The following is a 19,281-nucleotide window of genomic DNA, read 5'->3' as shown; positions in this document are numbered from 1 at the left end:
TCAGGCGGTGAGCGCCGCCGCGACGGTGGTCGCCCGATCCTCGTGCTGGGCGTACGCGTCCGGGTAGGCGGAGATCTGCACGGACTGCGCGGCGGTGGTGACGCTCATGTCCTGCCAGCCGGGGATCTCGTTGAGCGCCGTGTAGAAGGCCCGCGCGGCGTACGACGGGCGCATCAGCTGGGCCACAGTGCCCCAGCCGCTGCTGGGCCGCTGCTGGAACAGCCCGACCGAGTCGTGGTCGGAGCCGCTGCCCTGGTTCGGGTACTCTGCCGACTCCGGCAGGACGTCGCTGGCCAGGTTGTAGAGGTTGCTCTCCTGCATGGCGGTGGCCAGTGCCACCACCAGGGCCCGACGCGGCATCTTCATCTCCAGGCCGACGTCCACGATGATCTTTGCGTTGTCCATCTGTGCCTGGTCGAGGCCGGCGACCGGTCGGGGGCGGCGGGGCTTGACCGGCTTCTTGGGCGCCTTGCGGACGGCGGTGGGAGTGGGCGTGGGCTTCGCCGTCGGGCTGGGCGGCAGGATCCGGGCGGGGGCGGCGTCGCGGTCCAGCGACCGGGAGGCGCGTTCGTCGGCGATGGCGGCGCGGTCGGCCACCGCCTCGGCGAGCGGCTCAACCGGGCGGGGGGTGTCGTCGTTGCCGCGCGCGGTGGCGACCGCGACGAGGCTGAGGCAGCAGGTGACACCGGTGGCCAGCGCCACCCGCACCGGGGTCGAGCCCAGCAGGGCGCGCCGCGACGGTTCGGCGGCGCGGTGACGGCCGATCGTCCGTTCGGTTGATGTGGCGTCGTCCGAGAGGGTGGTCGGGCGCGCTTCGGTCAGCTTCTGGTCGGAGGGGTCGTCGGGATGCACCTGCCGAGGTTAAAGAGCTGAATGCCCGATGCCACCAGCCCGTACGGTGGCATGCGCCACAATTTGCCCTGATCATGCCGACTTTAGCGGGCAAAACACGAGCGAAGCTGATCAACCTCGCGGATCACCCCAGACGGTTATTCCCGATTCGCCGGCCAAATCCGGTCGCCCCGCCACCCCGCCGGCCAAGCCCTTGGCCACCTCCCGAACTCACCCGAACACCCGAGCCCCACCTCCACCAACCGGCCCCCGCCCGCCCCGCAGGTCGGTCCCGGCGCCGCCCCAAGATCCCCGCCCTGCTCCGCGATCTTGCACTTGCTGTCGCGACATAAGGGGGGCATCCCCCCGATATCGACGACCGAAAGTGCAAGATCGGCGCGGTGGGGCGTGCGGGCGTGCGGGCGTGCGGGCGTGCTGGCGGGCTGCGGCGTTAGTGTCGGCCGTTTTCGGCTGGGGTGACGGTTAGGCGGTGTCGGCTGGTGTCGCTGCTGGAGAACGGCCAGAGCCGGTCGGCGTACTCGACCAGGTCGGCCAGTTGCTCTCGGCTCAGACCGGCTGAGGAGATCTCCGCGTGCACGTCGGCCCGGTATCGACCGTCGGTGTCCCGTCCCAGCTTCGCCTCCGCCCGGACCTGCACGGTGTGCGCCTCATCGGTGATCTCCCCGGCCACCTCCACTGCCGCGTGATGCAGGCAGGAGGCGAAGGCCGCGGCCAGCAACTGTTCCGGGGTCAACCCGGTGCAGTGCGGCGCCAGCGGTGAAGCCAGCGCGGTGGAGAGCCCGCCATCGTCGGTGCGTACGTGACCGCCCTCGGCGGTCGCTGTGGCCTCACGCAGCCAGGAACTCTGATCCGGCATCGCGTTTCTCCCGTCGCTCACCAGGACGGCTACCCCTTCGCCGCCCGGCGAAACGCCGCCTGTCGTCCGGTCAGCGCCCGGCGGGCTGGTTCGGCTCGTCCACCAGCGCCACCGCCTCGGTGGCCGCCGCGGCGGCCCGTTCGGTCCACGGCGACGTCGGGGCCGGCCGGCGGGTCGTCGGGATCGTCATCGGCACGTACACCCGGGCGTCCACCGCCTCGGCCAGTTGCAGCGCGGCGACCAGGCTGGTCGGACGCTGCTCGGGGTCGTCGGCGAGGCAGGAGTGGCACAGTTCCGCGACCTCCGGCGGGAGCCCGGCGATGTCGGGCAGCGGCTCCGGTGGCCGATGGCGGCGGACGTGCAGCAGTTCGCTGGCGGTCGCCGCGCGGTAGGGCAGGCGGGCGGTGAGGCTGTAGTAGAGCAGCACGCCGAGGGCGTACATGTCGGCGGCGGGGGTGGCCGGCGCCTCGTCCAGCTGTTCGGGCGCCAGGTACGCCGGGGTGCCGAGCACCATCCCGGTCGGCATCGGGTCCGGTTCCCCGGCGGCGATGGCGATGCCGAAGTCGAGCACCTTCACCCCGGCCGGGGTGAGCATGACGTTGGCGGGCTTGACGTCCCGGTGCACGATGCCCTCGGCGTGCGCGGCGGCCAGCGCGGCGGCGACCTCCGCGCAGACCCGCACCGCGATCTGCCAGTCCAGCGGCCCGGCGCGCAGGTGCACGGCGAGCGTCTCACCCTCGGCCAGCTCCATCACGATGAAGGGCACCGGTCGGCCGGGCCAGGTCGAGGAGGTGCCGAAGTCGTGCACTGTCGCCACGTTGGGGTGTTCCAGGCGGGCCGCCGAGCGGGCCTCCGCGCGGATCCGGTCCACCGGGCCGTCCCGATCGTCGCGGCCGGGCGAGATGAGCTTCACCGCGACCGGCCGGTCCAGCACTTGGTCGTAGGCCCGCCACACCTCGGACATCCCGCCCACCCCGATGCGCTGTTCGAGCCGGTACCGCCCGTCCAGCATTCGCATCGACCGCTCCTCGTCCTCGCCCCGCCGACGGCGGGTGCTCAGGTGCCGGTACCCGAGCGCCGAGCTGGGCAAACCGGAGCCCGACTCGGGGCGGACGGGCAGTGCGCACCTCGCTGCGCCAGGGCGGTGGGTGCGGTAGCTTGCGAGCCAGAGCCGGTGTCACCGATTGTGCCGGCACGGTCACCCGGGGGGACGCCGCGATGAGCGAGGTCACCGTACGCTTCATCGGTGGGCCCGCGGACGGCCTGGTCCGGCTGCTGCCGGCCGGGTCGGACGGCGCCCCACCCCAGCGTTGGATCATGCGGCACCCGGACGGCACGGGCCCGGTGCAGCCGGGCCCCGACCACCTCTACGAACGCGACCGGCTCGACGAGGCCGGCGGCTGGAGCATGCGGTTCGTGCGCACCGACGCGTACGGGGTGTCCGAGTGACCACGAGGCGGGGCTGACCGGTGGTCTCGCCGGCGTCGCGTCGGCCCGGCCGCACAGCTCGCGCACAGCTTCCGCAGGGGCGCGGCACAGGCGTGGCGGCCACGATGGGGCCCATGGTCATGAACGGGCAGGCCGCGCCGAGCCGGATCGAGCTGCGTCGCCCCGACGGTGAACCCGTCCGGGTGCTGGTGGTCGATGACGAACCCACGCTCACCGACCTGCTGTCGATGGCCCTGCGCTACGAGGGCTGGCAGGTCCGCACCGCCGGCAACGGCATGGCGGCGTTGAGCACCGCCCGACACTTCCAACCGGACGCCGTGGTGCTCGACGTGATGCTGCCCGACCTGGACGGCTTCCAGGTGCTGCGCCGGCTGCGCGAGCACGCCCCCACAGTGCCGGTGCTCTTTCTGACCGCCCGCGACGCGGTCGAGGAACGCATCGCCGGGTTGACCGTCGGCGGCGACGACTACGTCACCAAGCCGTTCAGCCTGGAGGAGGTGATCGCCCGGCTGCGCGCGCTGCTGCGCCGCTCCGGGCTGGCGATCGCCGCCCGGGAGGAGGCGGTGCTGACCGTCGGTGACCTCAGCCTCGACGAGGACAGCCACGAGGTCCGCCGGGCCGGCCAGCTCGTCACCCTCACCGCGACCGAGTTCGAGCTGCTGCGTTACCTGATGCGCAACCCGCGCCGGGTGCTCAGCAAGGCACAGATCCTCGACCGGGTGTGGAACTACGACTTCGGTGGTCAGGCCAACGTGGTGGAGCTGTACATCTCGTACCTGCGCAAGAAGATCGACGCCGGACGGGCGCCGATGATCCACACGCTGCGCGGCGCGGGTTATGTCCTCAAACCCGCCGAGTAGGCGCCGCCCGCTGCGTGCCGCCCGCGGGTGGCTGGCCGGGCGCTCCCTGCGTACCCGACTGGTGTTCGCGCTGCTCGCGCTGCTCGCCCTGGTCAGCGTCGCCATCGGTGGCCTGACCACTGTGGCGCTGCGACATTTCCTGATCGACCGGCTCGACGCCCAGTTGGCCCCCGCGACGGCCATGCGGGGCGACCGGCCGGGGCGGCCGGCGTTTCCCGGCAACGGACCGGGCATCCCGCCCGGGTTGCCGTCCGGCGCGGTGGTCGCCGAGATCACCGACGGCCGCGTGACCAGCGCCCGGACCCTGACCAAGAGCGTCTCCAGCGCCGATCCGTTCCCCGACGAGCAGTCCGTCGCGGTGGGGGAGGTCGCCGTGCTGGCGGACCTGCCGGTCGACGCCAGACCGCGCACCGTCGACCTCGGCGATCGCGGTGACTACCGGGCCGTGGCCCGGCAGTACTGGGACGGCCGGGTACGCGTCGTCGCGATCCCCCTCTCCGGCGTCCAGGAGACCGTCTGGGCGCTGGTCGCCGCGCAGGCCGGGGTGGCTGCGGTCGGGCTGCTGCTCGCCGGTGTGGCGGGCGCGCTGATCGTGCGGGCGACCCTGCGACCGCTCAACCGGGTGGCCGCCACCGCCACCCGCGTCACCGAGCTGCCCCTGGACCGGGGGGAGGTGGCGCTCGCCGTCCGGGTCCCGGCCGCCGACACCGACCCGCGCACCGAGGTCGGTCAGGTCGGCGCGGCGCTGAACCGGATGCTGGGCCACGTCGCCGACGCGCTCTCCGCCCGGCAGGCCAGCGAGACCCGGGTACGCCAGTTCGTCGCCGACGCCAGCCACGAACTGCGGACGCCTCTCGCGGCGATCCGCGGCTACGCCGAGGTGGCCCGGCGTGGCCGTGACGAGGTTCCCGCCGACGTGGCGCACGCGCTGCGCCGGGTGGAGTCGGAGAGCACCAGGATGACCAGCCTCGTCGACGACCTGCTGCTGCTGGCTCGCCTCGACACCGGCCGGCCGCTCGCTGTCGAACCGGTGGACCTGACCGCCCTGGTGGTGGACGCGGTCAGTGACGCGCACGTCGCCGGCCCCGAACACCGCTGGCAGCTCGAACTGCCCGAGGTGGCGATCCGGGTGCCCGGCGACGCCGCACGGCTGCATCAGGTGGTGGCGAACCTGCTCACCAACGCCCGGGTGCACACCCCGCCCGGCAGCACTGTCACCACCACACTGGCCGTCGACGCCGCCAGCGCGGTGCTCACCGTCGCCGACGACGGGCCGGGGGTGCCGGTGGAGCTGCAACCGGAGATGTTCGAGCGGTTCGCCCGGGGCGACAGCTCCCGCTCCCGCGCCCACGGCAGCACCGGCCTCGGCCTCGCGATCGTCGCGGCGGTGGTGGAGGCGCACCACGGCACGGTCGGCGTGGACAGCCGTCCAGGTCGGACACGGTTCACCGTCCGGCTGCCGAATCCCACAGCTGACGCATAGTTCGTGCACGGGGTCGCGCCAGGCGAGCCCTCAAGGCTGGCCGCATGGACAGAACCGAGACCCTGCTGACGGCACCCGCCGAACCCGAGCCGCCAACTGCCGCACGCCCCGACGAGCACTCGCCGCCGACGCGCCGCTCGCCGGCCTGGGCCCGGGCCGCGTTGGCGATCCTGCTGCTCGCCACCGGCCTGCTCTACCTGTGGGGCCTGGGCGCGTCCGGCTGGGCGAACTCGTTCTACGCGGCGGCGGTGCAGGCCGGCTCGGTGAGCTGGAAGGCTTTCCTCTACGGCTCGTCGGACGCCGCGAACTCCATCACCGTCGACAAGACGCCCGCGTCGCTGTGGCTGATGGCCCTGTCCGTGCGCGTCTTCGGGTTGAACAGCTGGGCGATGCTGGTGCCGCAGGCGCTCTGCGGGGTCGCATCGGTCGGCGTGCTTTATGCGACGGTGAAGCGCTGGTACGGGCCGGCCGCCGGTCTGATCGCCGGGGCGGTCCTCGCGGTCACCCCGGTGGCGACGCTGATGTTCCGGTTCAACAACCCCGACGCGCTGCTGGTCCTGCTGCTGGTCGCCGGGGCGTACGCGACAGTGCGCGCGTTGGAGACGGCCAGCACCCGGTGGATCGTGCTGGTCGGTGTGCTGGTCGGCTTCGGCTTCCTCACCAAGATGTTGCAGGCGTTCCTTGTGGTGCCGGTCTTCGCCGGCGTCTACCTGCTGGCCGCGCCGACCGGGCTGTGGCGGCGGGTCCGGCAGTTGCTGCTGGCCGGGTTGGCGGTGGTGGTCTCCGCCGGCTGGTGGGTGGCGCTGGTCGAGCTGGTGCCGGCCAGCGCCCGCCCGTACATCGGCGGCTCGCAGGGCAACAGCATCCTGGAGTTGACCCTCGGCTACAACGGCCTCGGCCGAATCACCGGCGAGGAGGTCGGCAGCGTCGGCGGCGGTGGCGCCCGACCGGGCGGCGGCGGTGGCCCGTTCTCCGGGCAGAACGGCGTGCTGCGGATGTTCGGCGGCGAGATCGGTGGTCAGGTCTCCTGGCTGCTGCCGGCCGCGCTGATCCTGCTGGTCGTCGGCCTGCTGCTGGCCGGAAGGGCGGCCCGCACCGACCGCACCCGGGCCGGGCTGCTGCTCTGGGGCGGCTGGCTCCTGGTCACCGGCCTGATCTTCAGCTTCATGTCCGGGATCTTCCACGCCTACTACACGGTGGCGCTCGCACCGGCGATCGGCGCGCTGGTCGGCATTGGCGTGACGCTGCTCTGGGGGCACCGCCGACTGCTGCCCGCGTCCGGGTCCGCCGAAGCTGCCGGTACGCGCTGGCGGCGATGGCGTCCGCTGGCCGCCACGGCGACGCTCGCCGGCACTCTCGCGGTCACCGTGTGGTGGGCGTGGGTGTTGCTCGGACGTAGCCCCGACTGGCACCCGTGGCTGCGGACCGCTGTGCTCGTCGCCGGTCTGGTCGGCGCGGTGCTGCTCCTGCTCGTCACCCGACTGCCCCGCCGGTTGGTGCCGGTGGTGCTGGGTCTTGGCGCGGCGGCGGCCCTCGCCGGCCCGGTGGCGTACGCGGTGCAGACCACCGCGACCCCGCACACCGGGTCGATTCCGAGTGCCGGCCCGTTCGTGGCGGGTGGGTTCGGCAGGGGCGGTTTCCCCGGCGGGCGACCGCCCGGCGGCATGGAACTGCCGGCCGGCGGTCAACTCCCCGGCGGCGGTCAGTTCCCGGGCGGGGGGCCGAACGGTGGCGGCCAGTTCCCGGGCGGTCTCCCCGGCGGGGGCCAGTTCCCGGGCGGCGGCCAGAACGGTGGCGGCCAGAACGGCGGTCAGATGCCCGGCTTCCCCGGCGGTGGCCGCACCGGCGGGCCCGGCGCCACCGGCGGCCAGGGGCGCCCGGCCGGTGGGGGAATGGGCGGCCTGCTCGACGCCCGTGAGCCCAGCGCCGCGCTACGCGAGCTGCTGGAGCACGACAGCGCCGACTACACCTGGGTGGCGGCGACCATCGGCTCGAACAACGCGTCCGGCTATCAGCTCGCCACCGGCGAACCGGTGATGCCGATCGGTGGCTTCAACGGCAGCGACCCGTCACCGACCCTCGGGCAGTTCCAGCGGTACGTCCGCGACGGAAAGATCCACTACTTCGTCGGTGGCGGTGGTTTCCGGGCCAACGGCGGCAGCTCGGCCTCTCAGGAGATCGCCGCCTGGGTCGCGGAGACGTTCACGGCGCAGACCGTCGACGGGGTCACCCTCTACGACCTCAGCGCCGGTACGGAGGCGTCGTGACCGCGCTGGGCGGACCACGGGCCGCCGTCCAGGCCCGACCCACCGCCGCCGTGCTGGACGTGGTGATCCCGGTCCATAACGAGGAGGTCGACCTCGGGCCGTGCGTACGGCGGCTGCACGCCCACCTGAGCGCGAACTTCCCGTACCCGTTCCAGATCACCATCGCCGACAACGCCAGCGTCGACGACACCCTGAAGGTGGCCGACGGCCTCGCCGGTGAGCTGCCCGGCGTCGAGGTGCTGCACCTGGACGCCAAGGGCCGGGGGAGGGCGCTCTCCGCCGCCTGGTCGGCGTCGTCCGCGCCGGTGCTGGCGTACATGGACGTGGACCTCTCCACCGACCTGGCGGCGTTGCTGCCGCTGGTCGCGCCGCTCATCTCCGGTCACTCCGACCTGGCGATCGGCACCCGGCTGGCGCGTACCTCCCGGGTGGTGCGCGGCGCCAAGCGGGAGGTGATCTCGCGGGCCTACAACCTGCTGCTGCGCGGGGCGTTGGCGGCGCGGTTCTCCGACGCGCAGTGCGGGTTCAAGGCGATCCGCGCCGACGTGGCCGCGGAGCTGCTGCCGTTGGTACGCGACACCGGCTGGTTCTTCGACACCGAGCTGCTGGTGCTGGCCCAGCGGGCCGGGCTGCGCATCCACGAGGTGCCGGTGGACTGGGTCGACGACCCGGACAGCCGCGTCGACATCGTCGCCACCGCCTTGGCCGACCTGCGTGGCGTGGGCCGGCTGGGCCGGGCGCTGCTGACCGGCGCGCTGCCCCTGGCCGACCTACGCGCGCAGCTCGGCCGGGCGCCGCTCACCGCGCCGCGTGCCCAGCCGGGCGTGACGCCGCTGACCGCGCCGAGTGCCCAGCCCGGTCAGGCCCAGCCCGGCCAGGCCCAGCCCGGCCAGGCGCTGCCGGGGCAGGTGCCGGTCGGGTTGCCTCGGCAGCTGGTCCGGTTCGCGGCGGTCGGGGTGGCGAGCACGCTCGCGTACCTGCTGTTGTTCGTGGCCACCCGGGGCATCCTCGGCGCGCAGCCGGCGAACCTGCTGGCGCTGCTGGTGACGGCGGTGGCGAACACGGCCGTGAACCGCCGGCTGACGTTCGGCATCAGCGGACGCCGGCACGCCGCCCGGCACCACGCGCAGGGGCTACTGGCCTTCGCTCTCGGTCTGGCGTTGACGAGTGGCGCGTTGGCGGTGCTGCACGTCGTCTCCGCCGTACCGGCCCGGCCGGTGGAGCTGGCCGTGCTGGTGGCCGCGAACCTGGCCGCCACAGTGCTGCGGTTCGTGCTGCTGCGCCTGGGCATGCACCACCGGCGCACCTGAGTCACCGGCTGGTCAGCCGACCAGCATCTCGGTGAGGACCTCGACGACGCGGCGGGTGTGCCGCCCGTCGGGGTCCTCGTCGGTGTTCAGGTCGGTCACGCTCATCCCGAGCAGCCGGTCGGCGCGGGCCAACGGCGTGACCAGTGCGATCAGGTCGGCCCAGCGCGGCCCGTCCGGCTCGGGGTAGGTCACGGCCGGCAGGTCGCGCGGGTCCACCACGTCCAGGTCGAGGTGCAGCCAGGCCGGTCCGTCGCCGTCGGCGGCCAGGCCCACGCCGACCGTCGCCGCGCCCCGGCGCAGCAACTCGGGTGCGTTGACCTGGTGGATCGCCGGGTCGATCCGGGCCGCCTCGACCCGGCTGCTCTCGTCGGTGGCCGGGCGGTGCCCGAGCAGGTGGACGCGGCTCGGTTCGATCAGCGCGCCGCCGGGGCCGACGGCGGCGGGGCCGTTCCCGGTGACCACCGAGAGGTCCATGTCGGCGGCCTCGCCGGTCGGCGAGGTCGTGCCGTCGAGGAAGTCCGGGTGGGCGTCGACGAACCACAGGTCGGTCGCCGGGGGCAGTGCCCGGCAGATGCCGGGCAGGATCGCGCAGTCGCCGCCGAGCACCAGTGGTCGGTGGCCGTCCGCGATCAGCGCGCCGATCCGCGCGGCGATGGCGCCGCCGGCCCGGACCAGGTCCGCCGCGCCGATCACCCCGCTGGACTGGTCGCGGTTCGGGCCGCGCAACCGCGCCTCGTCGATCCGCCCGTCGTCGTCGGCGGCCAGGGCCTCGCGCAGGCCGGCCCGGCGCAGCGCGGCCGGGGCCCGCTCCTCGCCGCGCCCTGCCCCGGAGGAGTCCAGCGGCGCGTCCACGATCATCCAGCGCACGTCCGCAGCGTACCGGCGCGGCCGGCCGTCCCGGCCGCATTCTGTGGTGAGGCTGGGAGTACGCCGATGTGCCCGCGACGGCGCGGACGACCGGCGTACGGTGAGGGACAAGTCCGGCTTTCTGGGTCAAAAGCCTCATCGGTTACGCCCGGGACGCCGGTGTCGAGGCGGCGAGGCAAGGAGCGATCGGTGGAACATCTGGCCTACCTGGACGCGGGGTCCGGCAGCCTGATCGTGCAGGCGGTCGTCGGCGGGGTGGCGGGCGCCGCGGTCGCCGCGAAACTCTACTGGCGACGGCTGGTCGACCGGTTCCGCCGGCAACCCACCGACCAGCGCTGAACGGGCCAGCCCCGACGATGGCGATCTCACCCACCGAGGTACGGCCCGAGCCGGCCTCCTTCCGCGACCCCGCCAACCGGGTCTTCCACGTCGGCGACGAGGTGCTGCGCGGTCTGGACCCCCAGGCCGCCGAGCACTGGCGGGCACTGACCGGCAGCACGTTCTTCCCGGCGCTCGTCGCCGCGCGCAAGGTCTGCGCCACCGAGGACGCCCCGCCCACCCTGGTGCCCGCCGCGACCGGAGCACCGTGGGCCGCCGTGCTGCGCCACGAGCGCATCCCGTTCGTCTCCCACCCGTACGAGTGGTCGTTCAGCATGCTGCGCGACGCCGCCCTGCTGCACCTGGAGATCCTGACCGCCGCGCTCGGCGAGGGATTCACCACCAAGGACGGCTCGGCGTACAACCTCCAGTGGCGCGGCGCCCAACCGGTCTTCATCGACATCGGCTCCTTCGAGCCGGTTCGCGACGGTGAACCGTGGGCCGGCTACCGGCAGTTCTGCCAGACCGTGCTCTACCCGCTGATGCTCACCGCCCACCTGGGCGTCGACTTCCAACCGTGGCTGCGCGCCCGGGTCGACGGCATCGAGGCCGACGAGCTGCGGCCACTCTTCAACGGGGCCCGCCGGCTGCGCCCCGGCGTGCTGACCCACCTGCACCTGCACGGGGCCATGCAGCAACGCAACGCCGCCGCCAGCACCACCGAGGTCCGCGACCAACTGCGGACCGCCGGCTTCTCCCGGGAGCTGCTGCTCGCCACCGTCCGCGGCATCGAGAAACTGGTCCGCAAGCTGGACCGCCGCCCGCCCGAGAGCCACTGGTCGGACTACCAGCGCAGCTGCGGCTACTCGGCCCGCGACCGGGTGGCGAAGGAGCAGTTCGTGGCCACCGCCGTGGCCGCCGGCACCCGCCCCCGCCTGGTGCTCGACCTCGGCGCCAACGACGGCCGCTACTCCCGGCTGGCGGCCGGGCACGCCGACTACGTGGTCGCCGTCGAGCAGGACCCGACAGTCGTCGACGAGTTGTACCGACAGCTGCGCTCCGAGGGGCAGCGCCGCATCCTGCCGCTCGTGTTGGACCTGGCCGACCCGTCGCCGGGTGGCGGCTGGCGGGGCGTCGAGCGGGCCGGCTTCGCCGAGCGGGCGTCCGCCGACGTGGTACTCGCCCTGGCCGTGGTGCACCACCTGGCGATCGGGCGCAACGTTCCGCTGCCGGAGGTCATCGACTGGCTGGCCGGGCTGACCGCGCCGGGCGGCGCTGTGGTGGTGGAATTCGTCCACCCGGAGGACCCGATGGCGACCCGACTGCTGGCCAACAAGCCCGCCGGTCTCTTCCCGGACTACCGACGCGACACCTTCGAGACGTTGCTCGCCTCCCGAGGACGGATCACCGACCGGCTGGAACTGTCCTCGGGCACCCGCACGCTCTACCGGACGGTGATGGGTGGCTGAACCGCTGTGGGACCGGGGTTGGCGAGGTGAGCTGGGCCGACTGCTGGAGATCGTCGCGCTGGTCGGCCTCGTGGTCACCCAGCCACTGCTGGACGTGCTCGGCCGCAGCCCCGACTTCTTCCTCTTCCACCGCGCCGGCCCGGCCCAGATCCTGCTGCTGCTCGCCCTGGTGACGGTGCTCCCCACGGCCGCGGTGGCGCTGCTCGGCGCGCTCAGCCGACTGGCCGGCCGGACCGCCCGCGCCCTCACCCACACCGCGCTGGTCGGGCTGCTGGCCGCCGCCCTCGCCGTGCAGGTGGGCCGACACGTCACGCCACTTCGGGGCGTACCCCTGCTGCTGGTGGCCGTGCTGGCCGGAGCCGCCGGCGCGGCCGCGCACCGGCGGTGGCGGGCGCCGGGCCGGGTGCTGCGACTGGCCGCCGCCGGCCCGGTGGCCTTCGTGGCGCTCTTCCTGCTCGCCTCACCGACCTCGGCGGTGGTCCTGCCGCGCGGCGACGGCGGCGCGGCCGGCACCGCGCAGGGCTCGGCCGTGCACCCGCCGGTGGTCATGCTGATCCTCGACGAGCTGCCGCTGGTCAGCCTGCTCGGCGCGGACGGGAAGGTCGACGCCGGGCGGTACCCGCACTTCGCCGAGCTGGCCGGCGGCTCCACCTGGTACCGCAACTCCACCGGGGTCAGCGGATGGACGCCCAACGCGCTGCCGGCGATGCTCACCGGCCGCTACCCGGCCAAGCCGGTCGCCCCGCACTACTCGCAGTACCCGGACAACATCTTCACCGCCTTCGGCGGCCTGTACGACATCCGCGCCGAGGAGAGCATCACCCGGCTCTGCCCACCCAGTCGCTGCGAGCAGCCGGTCACCCCGGAGCAGGGGCTCGGCGTGCTGGTCCGGGAGACCGGCAAGCTGCTCGGCCGGGTCGCCGGGCCGACGGAGAGCGCTGTCGACCCGGAGGACTCCTACCGCGAGCAGACCCGCGCCGAAGCCGGCCTGGACGCCGCCGAACCGGTGCCGGCCGACCCGAAGTTCCGCTGGGACAGCCTGGACGACAACCAACCGGCCCGGTTCACCAGCTTCCTGGCCGGGCTGAAGCCGACCACCCGGCCCACCCTGCACTTCCTGCACCTGCTGATGCCGCATTCACCGTGGGCGTACCTGCCGTCCGGGGCGCGCTACGACGCCCCCGAGGACCTGCCCAACGACGGCGCCGGGTGGGTCGACCTGGCCCGGCAGCGGCACCTCGCCCAGCTCGGCTACACCGACCGGCTGATCGGCGAGACGCTGCGGACGCTGCGCGCCAACGGCCTCTACGACCAGGCCCTCGTCGTGGTGACCGCCGACCATGGGGTCAGCTTCCGCCCCGGCGCCCAGGGCCGGGGCATGGACGCCATCAAGGCCGCCGCCGGCGAGGTGGCCTGGGTGCCGACGTTCGTCAAGGAACCCCGGCAGCAGACCGGCCGGGTGGACGACCGCAACTGGGAACACGTCGACCTGCTGCCGACAGTGGCCGACGAGGCCGGCGTCCGGTTGCCCTGGCGGGTCGACGGGCGCTCCGCCCGGCAGGCCCCCCGCACCGACGGTGCGAAGCACTTCTACGACCGCCCAGGCGTTCCGGTCACCTTCCCCGGTGGCGTGCCCGCCCCGCCACCCCTGCCGACACCCCACCCCCTGGTCGGCACCGAGGTCCGCGCCGGCCCGGCCGCCGGCAGCGCCCGGGTCGCCGACCTGGCCGCGTTCACCGCCACGGACCCGGACACCGGCACCCTTCCGGCGCTGGTCTGGGGAGACGTCCCGGACCGGATCCCGGACGGCACCCTGCTCGCCGTCGCCGTCAACGGCCGCATCGGGGCCGTCGTCCCGGTGGTGCCGGCCGACCCCGGCGGACGCCGGTTCGCAGCGCTGCTCGCCGACGACAAGCTGTTCCACGCCGGCACCAACCAGCTCGACGTCTTCCAGGTCGCGACGGACGGTACGCTGCGACGCCTCACCCTGTCGTGACCTGGCTTCCGGCCTGGTTTCCGGGGTTGGTCCGGCCTGGCTTCCGGGTTCGGTCCGGTCCGGTCCCGTCTGGCGGGATGCTGGGTTTCCCGGTCGCCCGGTCGGGAATCGGGTGACGCATACCTCACCGCCGAACCACGGCGGGCGTTGTCCCCCGAGCCGCAATTACGGTAGAAGCGAAGGCAATTCAACGTAGATCTGCCGGCGAAGCGAGGAACCACATGACGGAAGTCAAGCTCGATCACCCCGGTGGGCAGCTGTCGATGCCGGTGCATCCTGCGGTCGAGGGCCCCGCCGGTATCGGGGTGAGCAAGCTGCTGAAGGAAACCGGGATGACCACGTACGACCCCGGTTTCGTCAACACCGCCGCTGCCTCATCCGCGATCACCTACATCGACGGCGACGCGGGCATCCTGCGTTACCGGGGGTACCCGATCGAGCAGCTGGCCGCGAAGTCCTCCTTCCTGGAGGTCTCCTACCTGCTCATCTACGGTGAGCTGCCGACCGAGCAGCAGCTGACCGAGTTCACCGAGTGGATTCGGCGGCACTCGCTGCTGCACGAGGAGATGCGCCGCTTCTTCGACGGCTTCCCCCGGGACGCCCACCCGATGGCGGTGCTCTCGTCCGCGGTGAGCGCCCTGTCCACCTTTTACCAGGACAGCCTGGACCCGTTCGACTCCGAGCACGTGGAGATCTCCACGGTCCGGCTGATGGCGAAGGTCCCCACCATCGCCTCGTACGCGTACAAGAAGTCCATCGGTCAGCCGCTGCTGTACCCGGACAACTCGCTCGGGTACGTGGACAACCTGCTGCGGATGACGTTCGGCGTGCCGGCGGAGCCGTACGAGGTCGACCCGGTGATGTCGAAGGTGCTGGACATGCTCTTCGTCCTGCACGCCGACCACGAGCAGAACTGCTCCACGTCGACAGTCCGCCTGGTCGGCTCCAGCAACGCCAACCTGTTCGCCTCGGTCTCGGCCGGCGTGAACGCGCTGTTCGGCCCGCTGCACGGTGGCGCCAACCAGGCGGTGCTGGAGATGCTCCAGCAGATCCACGCCGGCGACGGCGACGTCCGGTCCTTCGTCCGCAAGGTCAAGGACAAGCAGGACGGCGTCAAGCTGATGGGCTTCGGCCACCGGGTCTACAAGAACTACGACCCGCGGGCGGCGATCGTCAAGAAGGCCGCGCAGGACGTGCTGGGCCGGATGGCCAAGCCCGACCCGCTGCTGGACATCGCCATGGAGCTGGAGGAGATCGCCCTCGCCGACGACTTCTTCGTCTCCCGTCGGCTCTACCCGAACGTGGACTTCTACACCGGCCTGATCTACAAGGCCATGGGTTTCCCGACCAAGATGTTCACAGTGCTCTTCGCGCTCGGCCGGCTTCCCGGCTGGATCGCCCAGTGGCGCGAGATGATCAGCGACCCGGAGACCAAGATCGGCCGTCCGCGGCAGGTCTACGTCGGCTCCGCCGAGCGGGACTACGTCCCCTTCGGGGAGCGCTGACCCGCTCCTCGCTGCACCAGCAGGCCGTCGACCCCTCCGGGTCGGCGGCCTGCCGCGTTTCCGCGCTGCCCCGTCCCGCCATGATCGACTCGGGTTCCTTGAAGTCGCGGTGTCCGTGGCGCTGGGACACCGCGACTTTCAGGAAGTCGAGTCGATCAATCGCAAACGACGAGCGTCAGCGCAGGCCGGCGGCGGCGAGCAGGTTGCCCTCGGGGAGCGCCGGGAGGGCGCGGCCCTGCGACATCCGCTGCTCGGCGCGTTCGGCGGTGAACGCGGCGTCGTGGTGGATGGCGGCGGCGTAGCTGGCGGCGGTGTGCTGGGCGATAGCGGCCCAGCCGTACTGGTCGTGGACCATCCGGCGGGCGCGGCGGGCCATGACGCGGGCACGGTCGGGGTCCGACAGCAGCGCGTCCACGGCGTCGGTGAGGCTGTCCGGGTCGTGCGGGCGGAAGGTCATCCCGGTGACGCCCGGCTCGACGATCTCGCCGAGGCCACCGGTGGCGGCGACGGCGAGCGGAGCACCGGCCGCCGCGCCCTCGAGGGCGACCATGCCGAACGGCTCGTAGATGCTCGGCACGGCGAAGCAGTCAGACGCGGCCATCAGCGCCGGCAGGTCGGTGCCGCCCAGGAAGCCCGGCATGGTGACCATGCCGCCGAGGCCGCGGCGGTGCACCTCGGCCTCCAGTTCGGCGCGGTACGGGCCGTCGCCGGCGATCACGGCACGCAGCCCGGGGTGCCGCTCGCGCAGCCGGGGCAGCGCGGCGATCAGGTGCTGCACGCCCTTCTCGTACACCAGGCGGCCGGCGAAGGTGACCAGCGGGCCGTTCCCGGCGAAGCGGGCGCGGGCGGCGGCCACGGCACGCGCTGGCACCCGCCAGCGGTGCGGCTCCACGCCGTTGGCGACCACGTCGACCCGCCCGGCCGGTACGCCGAACAGCGCGTTCACCTCGTCGCGCATGTAACCGGAGCAGACGATCACCCGGTTGGACTCGCTGCTGAGCCACTGCTCGACGCCGTGGATGGTGCGGTTCATCTCCTCCGGCAGCCAACCCTGGTGACGACCGGCCTCGGTGGCGTGGATCGTGCTGACCAGCGGGACGTCCAGGTGGTCGCGCAACGTCATCGCGGTGTGGGCGACGAGCCAGTCGTGGGCGTGGATGACGTCGTAGGAGCCGGCCTGGGTGGCGCGCAGGGCGGTGCGGGTGAGGGTGTGGTTGAAGGCCATGGTCCAGGCCAGTAGCGAGCCGGTGGCGAGGGGGAAGGTGACCGGGTCTTCGGGGGCGCGCAGGATGCGTACGCCGTCGGCGTACTCCTCCAGGGGTGCGCCCTCGGAGTGGCGGGTGACGACGGTGACCTCGTGGCCGGCGGCGGCGAGGGCGACGGAGAGGGCGTGCACGTGTCGACCGAGACCGCCGACGAGCACCGGCGGGTACTCCCAGGACAGCATGAGGATGCGGCGGGTCTGCGGGGGCGCCCCGGGGCCGGACTGCGCCGGCACGGGCGTGCCGGGCTGCGCGGTGGGCCCGGACTGCGCGGTGGGCCGGGAGGTGAGTGTGGGCCGGTGGGCCCGGTCCTTGGTGGCAGCGAACTGCTCGTCGACCCGCAGGGTCGTCACATCAATCTCCGTCCATGCATGGTGGTGCGCGCCGGCATCAGTGGCGGCGGAGCGAGAGGTGTAAGGGGTGGCCGAGGGCCTGGCGGGGCACACGCGGTCGCTTGCCCCCGAACAAGGAAAGTCCATCGGGGCCAAGAACGCACCTCGAAAAGGGTCATCGTGACGGAGGACACCCGAGTGGTGTAGCGCGCATCAGACGGGTGGTTTCCGGTCACGCCTGGAAGGATGGATTGGCGTGCCCGGGCCGGGGGCACTACCTGCGTGCGCGCGGGCGATCTCGGCCGGTGCGCACATAACCATGGTCTAAGGAGCGACATGCAGGTCTGGCCGGGCGAGCGGTACCCCCTGGGCGCCACCTACGACGGGATGGGCACCAACTTCGCCATCTTCTCCGAGGTGGCCGAGCGGATCGAGCTGTGTCTCTTCGACGAGTGGGACACCGGCGCGGAGCGCCGCGTCGAGCTGCGCGAGGTGGACGCCTACGTGTGGCACGCGTACCTGCCGGGCATCGAGCCGGGCCAGCGCTACGGCTACCGGGTGTACGGCCCGTACGACCCGGCGAACGGGCTGCGCTGCAACCCGCACAAGCTGCTGATCGACCCGTACGCCAAGGCCGTCGACGGTGACGTGCAGTGGGACCCGGCGGTCTACGACTACGAGCTGGGCGAGCCGGAGCGCATGTCGGAGACCGACTCGGCGCCGTTCATGCCGAAGTCGGTGGTGGTCAACCCGTACTTCGACTGGGGCAACGACAAGCCGCCGCGCACCCCTTACCACCACTCGGTGATCTACGAGGCGCACGTGCGCGGGCTGACCATGCGCCACCCGGACATCCCGGAGGAGCTGCGCGGCACGTACGCGGCCATCGCCTCCCCGCCGATGATCGACTATCTGACCCGGCTCGGGGTGACCGCGATCGAGCTGATGCCGGTGCACCAGTTCATCCACGACAACCGCCTCGTCGACCTGGGACTGAAGAACTACTGGGGTTACAACTCCATCGGCTTCTTCGCCCCGCACCACGGCTACTCCGCGCTGGGCCGGACCGGCCAGCAGGTGCAGGAGTTCCGGGGCATGGTGAAGGCGCTGCACGCGGCCGGCATCGAGGTCATCCTCGACGTGGTCTACAACCACACCGCCGAGGGCAACCACCTCGGCCCGACGTTGAGCTTCAAGGGCGTGGACGCCCCGAGCTACTACCGGCTCAGCGAGGAGGACCGCCGCTACTTCGTCGACTACACCGGCACCGGCAACAGCCTCAACGTGCGCAGCCCGCACTCGCTGCAACTGATCATGGATTCGCTGCGCTACTGGGTGACCGAGATGCACGTCGACGGCTTCCGGTTCGACCTGGCGGCCACCCTGGCCCGCGAGTTCTACGAGGTGGACCGGCTGTCCACGTTCTTCGAGGTGGTGCAGCAGGACCCGGTGGTCAGCCAGGTCAAGTTGATCGCCGAGCCGTGGGACGTCGGCCCCGGCGGCTACCAGGTGGGCAACTTCCCGCCGCTGTGGACGGAGTGGAACGGCAAGTACCGCGACACCGTGCGGGACTTCTGGCGCGGCGAGCCGGCCACCCTCGCCGAGTTCGCGTCCCGGATCTCCGGCTCCGCCGACCTCTACCAGGACGACGGCCGCCGCCCGTTCCACAGCATCAACTTCGTCACCGTGCACGACGGGTTCACCCTCAACGACCTGGTGTCCTACAACGACAAGCACAACGAGGCCAACGGCGAGGAAAATCGCGACGGCGAGAGCCACAACCGGTCCTGGAACTGCGGGGTCGAGGGCGACACCGACGACGGGGCTGTCCTCGCCCTGCGGGCCAAGCAACGGCGCAACTTCCTGGCCACCCTGATGCTGTCGCAGGGCGTGCCGATGATCGGCCACGGTGACGAGCTGGGCCGCACCCAGCACGGCAACAACAACGTCTACTGCCAGGACAGCGAGCTGGCCTGGGTCGACTGGGACAACGTCGACGAGCAGCTGCTGGAGTTCGTCCAGACGCTCACCGCGTTCCGCAAACGACACCAGGTGTTCCGGCGTCGCCGATTCTTCACCGGCCTGCCGGTGAACGGGCGCGGCATCGACGAGCCACTGCCCGACCTGGCCTGGCACACCCCGGACGGGCGGGAGATGACCGGCGAGGACTGGGGCAACGACTTCGGCCGCTCGGTGGCGCTCTTCGTCAACGGCGAGGGCATCCGCGAGCGCGGCCAGTACGGCCAGAAGCACCACGACGCGTCGTTCCTGCTCTGTTTCAACGCCCACGACGCGCCGCTGGACTTCACCATGCCCGGCAGCGAGTACGGCCAGAAGTGGGAACGGGTCATCGGCACCGCCGAACCCGAGCCGGGCGACGCCACGGTGATCAGCGCGGGCGGCACCATCCGGGTGCCGGACCGCTCCCTCGTCGTGCTGGAGAGGACGATCTGAC

At 72.5% G+C, this 19,281-nt stretch carries 15 protein-coding genes; 10 read left to right on the top strand and 5 right to left on the bottom strand.

The window, feature by feature from the left end:
• The 3 genes from ACLJOK_RS12610 to ACLJOK_RS12600 form a co-directional block, all read right to left on the bottom strand.
• Positions 1-852, bottom strand: a complete 852-nt coding sequence (locus ACLJOK_RS12610; RefSeq protein ID WP_410818503.1) for a hypothetical protein — start codon at positions 850-852, stop codon at positions 1-3.
• Between the two features lie 430 nt (positions 853-1,282).
• Positions 1,283-1,708, bottom strand: coding sequence for an OsmC family protein (locus ACLJOK_RS12605; RefSeq protein ID WP_410818502.1), 426 nt, complete (start codon positions 1,706-1,708; stop codon positions 1,283-1,285).
• Between the two features lie 70 nt (positions 1,709-1,778).
• Positions 1,779-2,726: a serine/threonine-protein kinase gene (locus ACLJOK_RS12600; protein ID WP_410818500.1), complete on the bottom strand. Its 948-nt coding sequence runs from the start codon at positions 2,724-2,726 to the stop codon at positions 1,779-1,781.
• Positions 2,727-2,926: 200 nt separating this feature from the next.
• Between ACLJOK_RS12600 and ACLJOK_RS12595 the strand changes: the two genes are divergently transcribed.
• From ACLJOK_RS12595 to ACLJOK_RS12575, 5 genes are all read left to right on the top strand, one after another.
• The gene (locus ACLJOK_RS12595; protein WP_410818498.1) at positions 2,927-3,157 is read left to right on the top strand and encodes a hypothetical protein; all 231 of its coding nucleotides are present in this window, start codon (positions 2,927-2,929) and stop codon (positions 3,155-3,157) included.
• 119 nt (positions 3,158-3,276) lie between these two features.
• Positions 3,277-4,017 carry a response regulator transcription factor gene (locus ACLJOK_RS12590; protein ID WP_410819344.1) on the top strand — a complete coding sequence of 247 codons (741 nt, stop codon included), beginning with the start codon at positions 3,277-3,279 and terminating at the stop codon, positions 4,015-4,017.
• A complete protein-coding gene (locus ACLJOK_RS12585; RefSeq protein ID WP_410818497.1) occupies positions 3,995-5,500 on the top strand; it encodes a sensor histidine kinase in 1,506 nt (501 codons plus the stop codon). Before ACLJOK_RS12590 ends, ACLJOK_RS12585 begins: the two co-directional genes overlap by 23 nt.
• Before the next feature lie 44 nt (positions 5,501-5,544).
• Positions 5,545-7,767 (top strand): ArnT family glycosyltransferase, encoded by a 2,223-nt coding sequence (locus ACLJOK_RS12580; protein WP_410818495.1) that lies wholly within the window; start codon positions 5,545-5,547, stop codon positions 7,765-7,767.
• On the top strand, positions 7,764-9,077 hold the full coding sequence (locus ACLJOK_RS12575; protein ID WP_410818493.1) for a glycosyltransferase: 1,314 nt from the start codon (positions 7,764-7,766) through the stop codon (positions 9,075-9,077). The genes ACLJOK_RS12580 and ACLJOK_RS12575 overlap by 4 nt, the downstream gene beginning before the upstream one ends.
• Before the next feature lie 12 nt (positions 9,078-9,089).
• On the opposite strand, the gene ACLJOK_RS12570 is transcribed toward ACLJOK_RS12575, so the two are convergent.
• Positions 9,090-9,935, bottom strand: coding sequence for an arginase family protein (locus ACLJOK_RS12570; RefSeq protein WP_410819342.1), 846 nt, complete (start codon positions 9,933-9,935; stop codon positions 9,090-9,092).
• Positions 9,936-10,133: 198 nt separating this feature from the next.
• On the opposite strand from ACLJOK_RS12570, the gene ACLJOK_RS12565 reads away from it, so the two are divergent.
• From ACLJOK_RS12565 to ACLJOK_RS12550, 4 genes are all read left to right on the top strand, one after another.
• The gene (locus ACLJOK_RS12565) at positions 10,134-10,283 is read left to right on the top strand and encodes a hypothetical protein (RefSeq protein WP_165947858.1); all 150 of its coding nucleotides are present in this window, start codon (positions 10,134-10,136) and stop codon (positions 10,281-10,283) included.
• 17 nt (positions 10,284-10,300) lie between these two features.
• Complete coding sequence (locus tag ACLJOK_RS12560) at positions 10,301-11,731, top strand: class I SAM-dependent methyltransferase (RefSeq protein WP_410818491.1); 1,431 nt, start codon at positions 10,301-10,303, stop codon at positions 11,729-11,731.
• Entirely contained in the window at positions 11,724-13,727 is a 2,004-nt protein-coding gene (locus tag ACLJOK_RS12555) for a sulfatase-like hydrolase/transferase (RefSeq protein WP_410818489.1), read from the top strand. The genes ACLJOK_RS12560 and ACLJOK_RS12555 overlap by 8 nt, the downstream gene beginning before the upstream one ends.
• Positions 13,728-13,948: 221 nt before the next feature.
• Complete coding sequence (locus ACLJOK_RS12550) at positions 13,949-15,232, top strand: citrate synthase (protein WP_410818487.1); 1,284 nt, start codon at positions 13,949-13,951, stop codon at positions 15,230-15,232.
• Between the two features lie 175 nt (positions 15,233-15,407).
• Here ACLJOK_RS12550 and ACLJOK_RS12545 read toward each other — a convergent pair whose 3' ends face one another.
• Positions 15,408-16,847 carry a glycosyltransferase family 4 protein gene (locus ACLJOK_RS12545; RefSeq protein WP_410818485.1) on the bottom strand — a complete coding sequence of 480 codons (1,440 nt, stop codon included), beginning with the start codon at positions 16,845-16,847 and terminating at the stop codon, positions 15,408-15,410.
• Between the two features lie 315 nt (positions 16,848-17,162).
• Here ACLJOK_RS12545 and glgX point away from each other — a divergent pair, with 315 nt between their 5' ends.
• On the top strand, positions 17,163-19,280 hold the full coding sequence (gene glgX / locus ACLJOK_RS12540; RefSeq protein WP_410818484.1) for a glycogen debranching protein GlgX: 2,118 nt from the start codon (positions 17,163-17,165) through the stop codon (positions 19,278-19,280).
• Position 19,281: the final 1 nt, after the last annotated feature.

Origin of the sequence: Micromonospora sp. 050-3, assembly GCF_046549335.1 — a bacterium.
GTDB classification, from domain to species: Bacteria; Actinomycetota; Actinomycetes; order Mycobacteriales; family Micromonosporaceae; genus Micromonospora; species Micromonospora trifolii.
Note: the sequence above shows the minus strand (reverse complement) of the source record. Positions and strands in the feature narration are given on the sequence as shown.

Coding starts and splice junctions, on each gene's coding strand:
- ACLJOK_RS12550 (WP_410818487.1), top strand. CDS start 13,949: ATGACGGAAGTCAAGCTCGATCACCCCGGTGGGCAGCTGTCGATGCCG.
- ACLJOK_RS12570 (WP_410819342.1), bottom strand. CDS start 9,935: ATGATCGTGGACGCGCCGCTGGACTCCTCCGGGGCAGGGCGCGGCGAG.
- ACLJOK_RS12590 (WP_410819344.1), top strand. CDS start 3,277: ATGAACGGGCAGGCCGCGCCGAGCCGGATCGAGCTGCGTCGCCCCGAC.
- ACLJOK_RS12585 (WP_410818497.1), top strand. CDS start 3,995: ATGTCCTCAAACCCGCCGAGTAGGCGCCGCCCGCTGCGTGCCGCCCGC.
- ACLJOK_RS12580 (WP_410818495.1), top strand. CDS start 5,545: ATGGACAGAACCGAGACCCTGCTGACGGCACCCGCCGAACCCGAGCCG.
- ACLJOK_RS12600 (WP_410818500.1), bottom strand. CDS start 2,726: ATGCGAATGCTGGACGGGCGGTACCGGCTCGAACAGCGCATCGGGGTG.
- glgX (WP_410818484.1), top strand. CDS start 17,163: ATGCAGGTCTGGCCGGGCGAGCGGTACCCCCTGGGCGCCACCTACGAC.
- ACLJOK_RS12605 (WP_410818502.1), bottom strand. CDS start 1,708: ATGCCGGATCAGAGTTCCTGGCTGCGTGAGGCCACAGCGACCGCCGAG.
- ACLJOK_RS12560 (WP_410818491.1), top strand. CDS start 10,301: ATGGCGATCTCACCCACCGAGGTACGGCCCGAGCCGGCCTCCTTCCGC.
- ACLJOK_RS12595 (WP_410818498.1), top strand. CDS start 2,927: ATGAGCGAGGTCACCGTACGCTTCATCGGTGGGCCCGCGGACGGCCTG.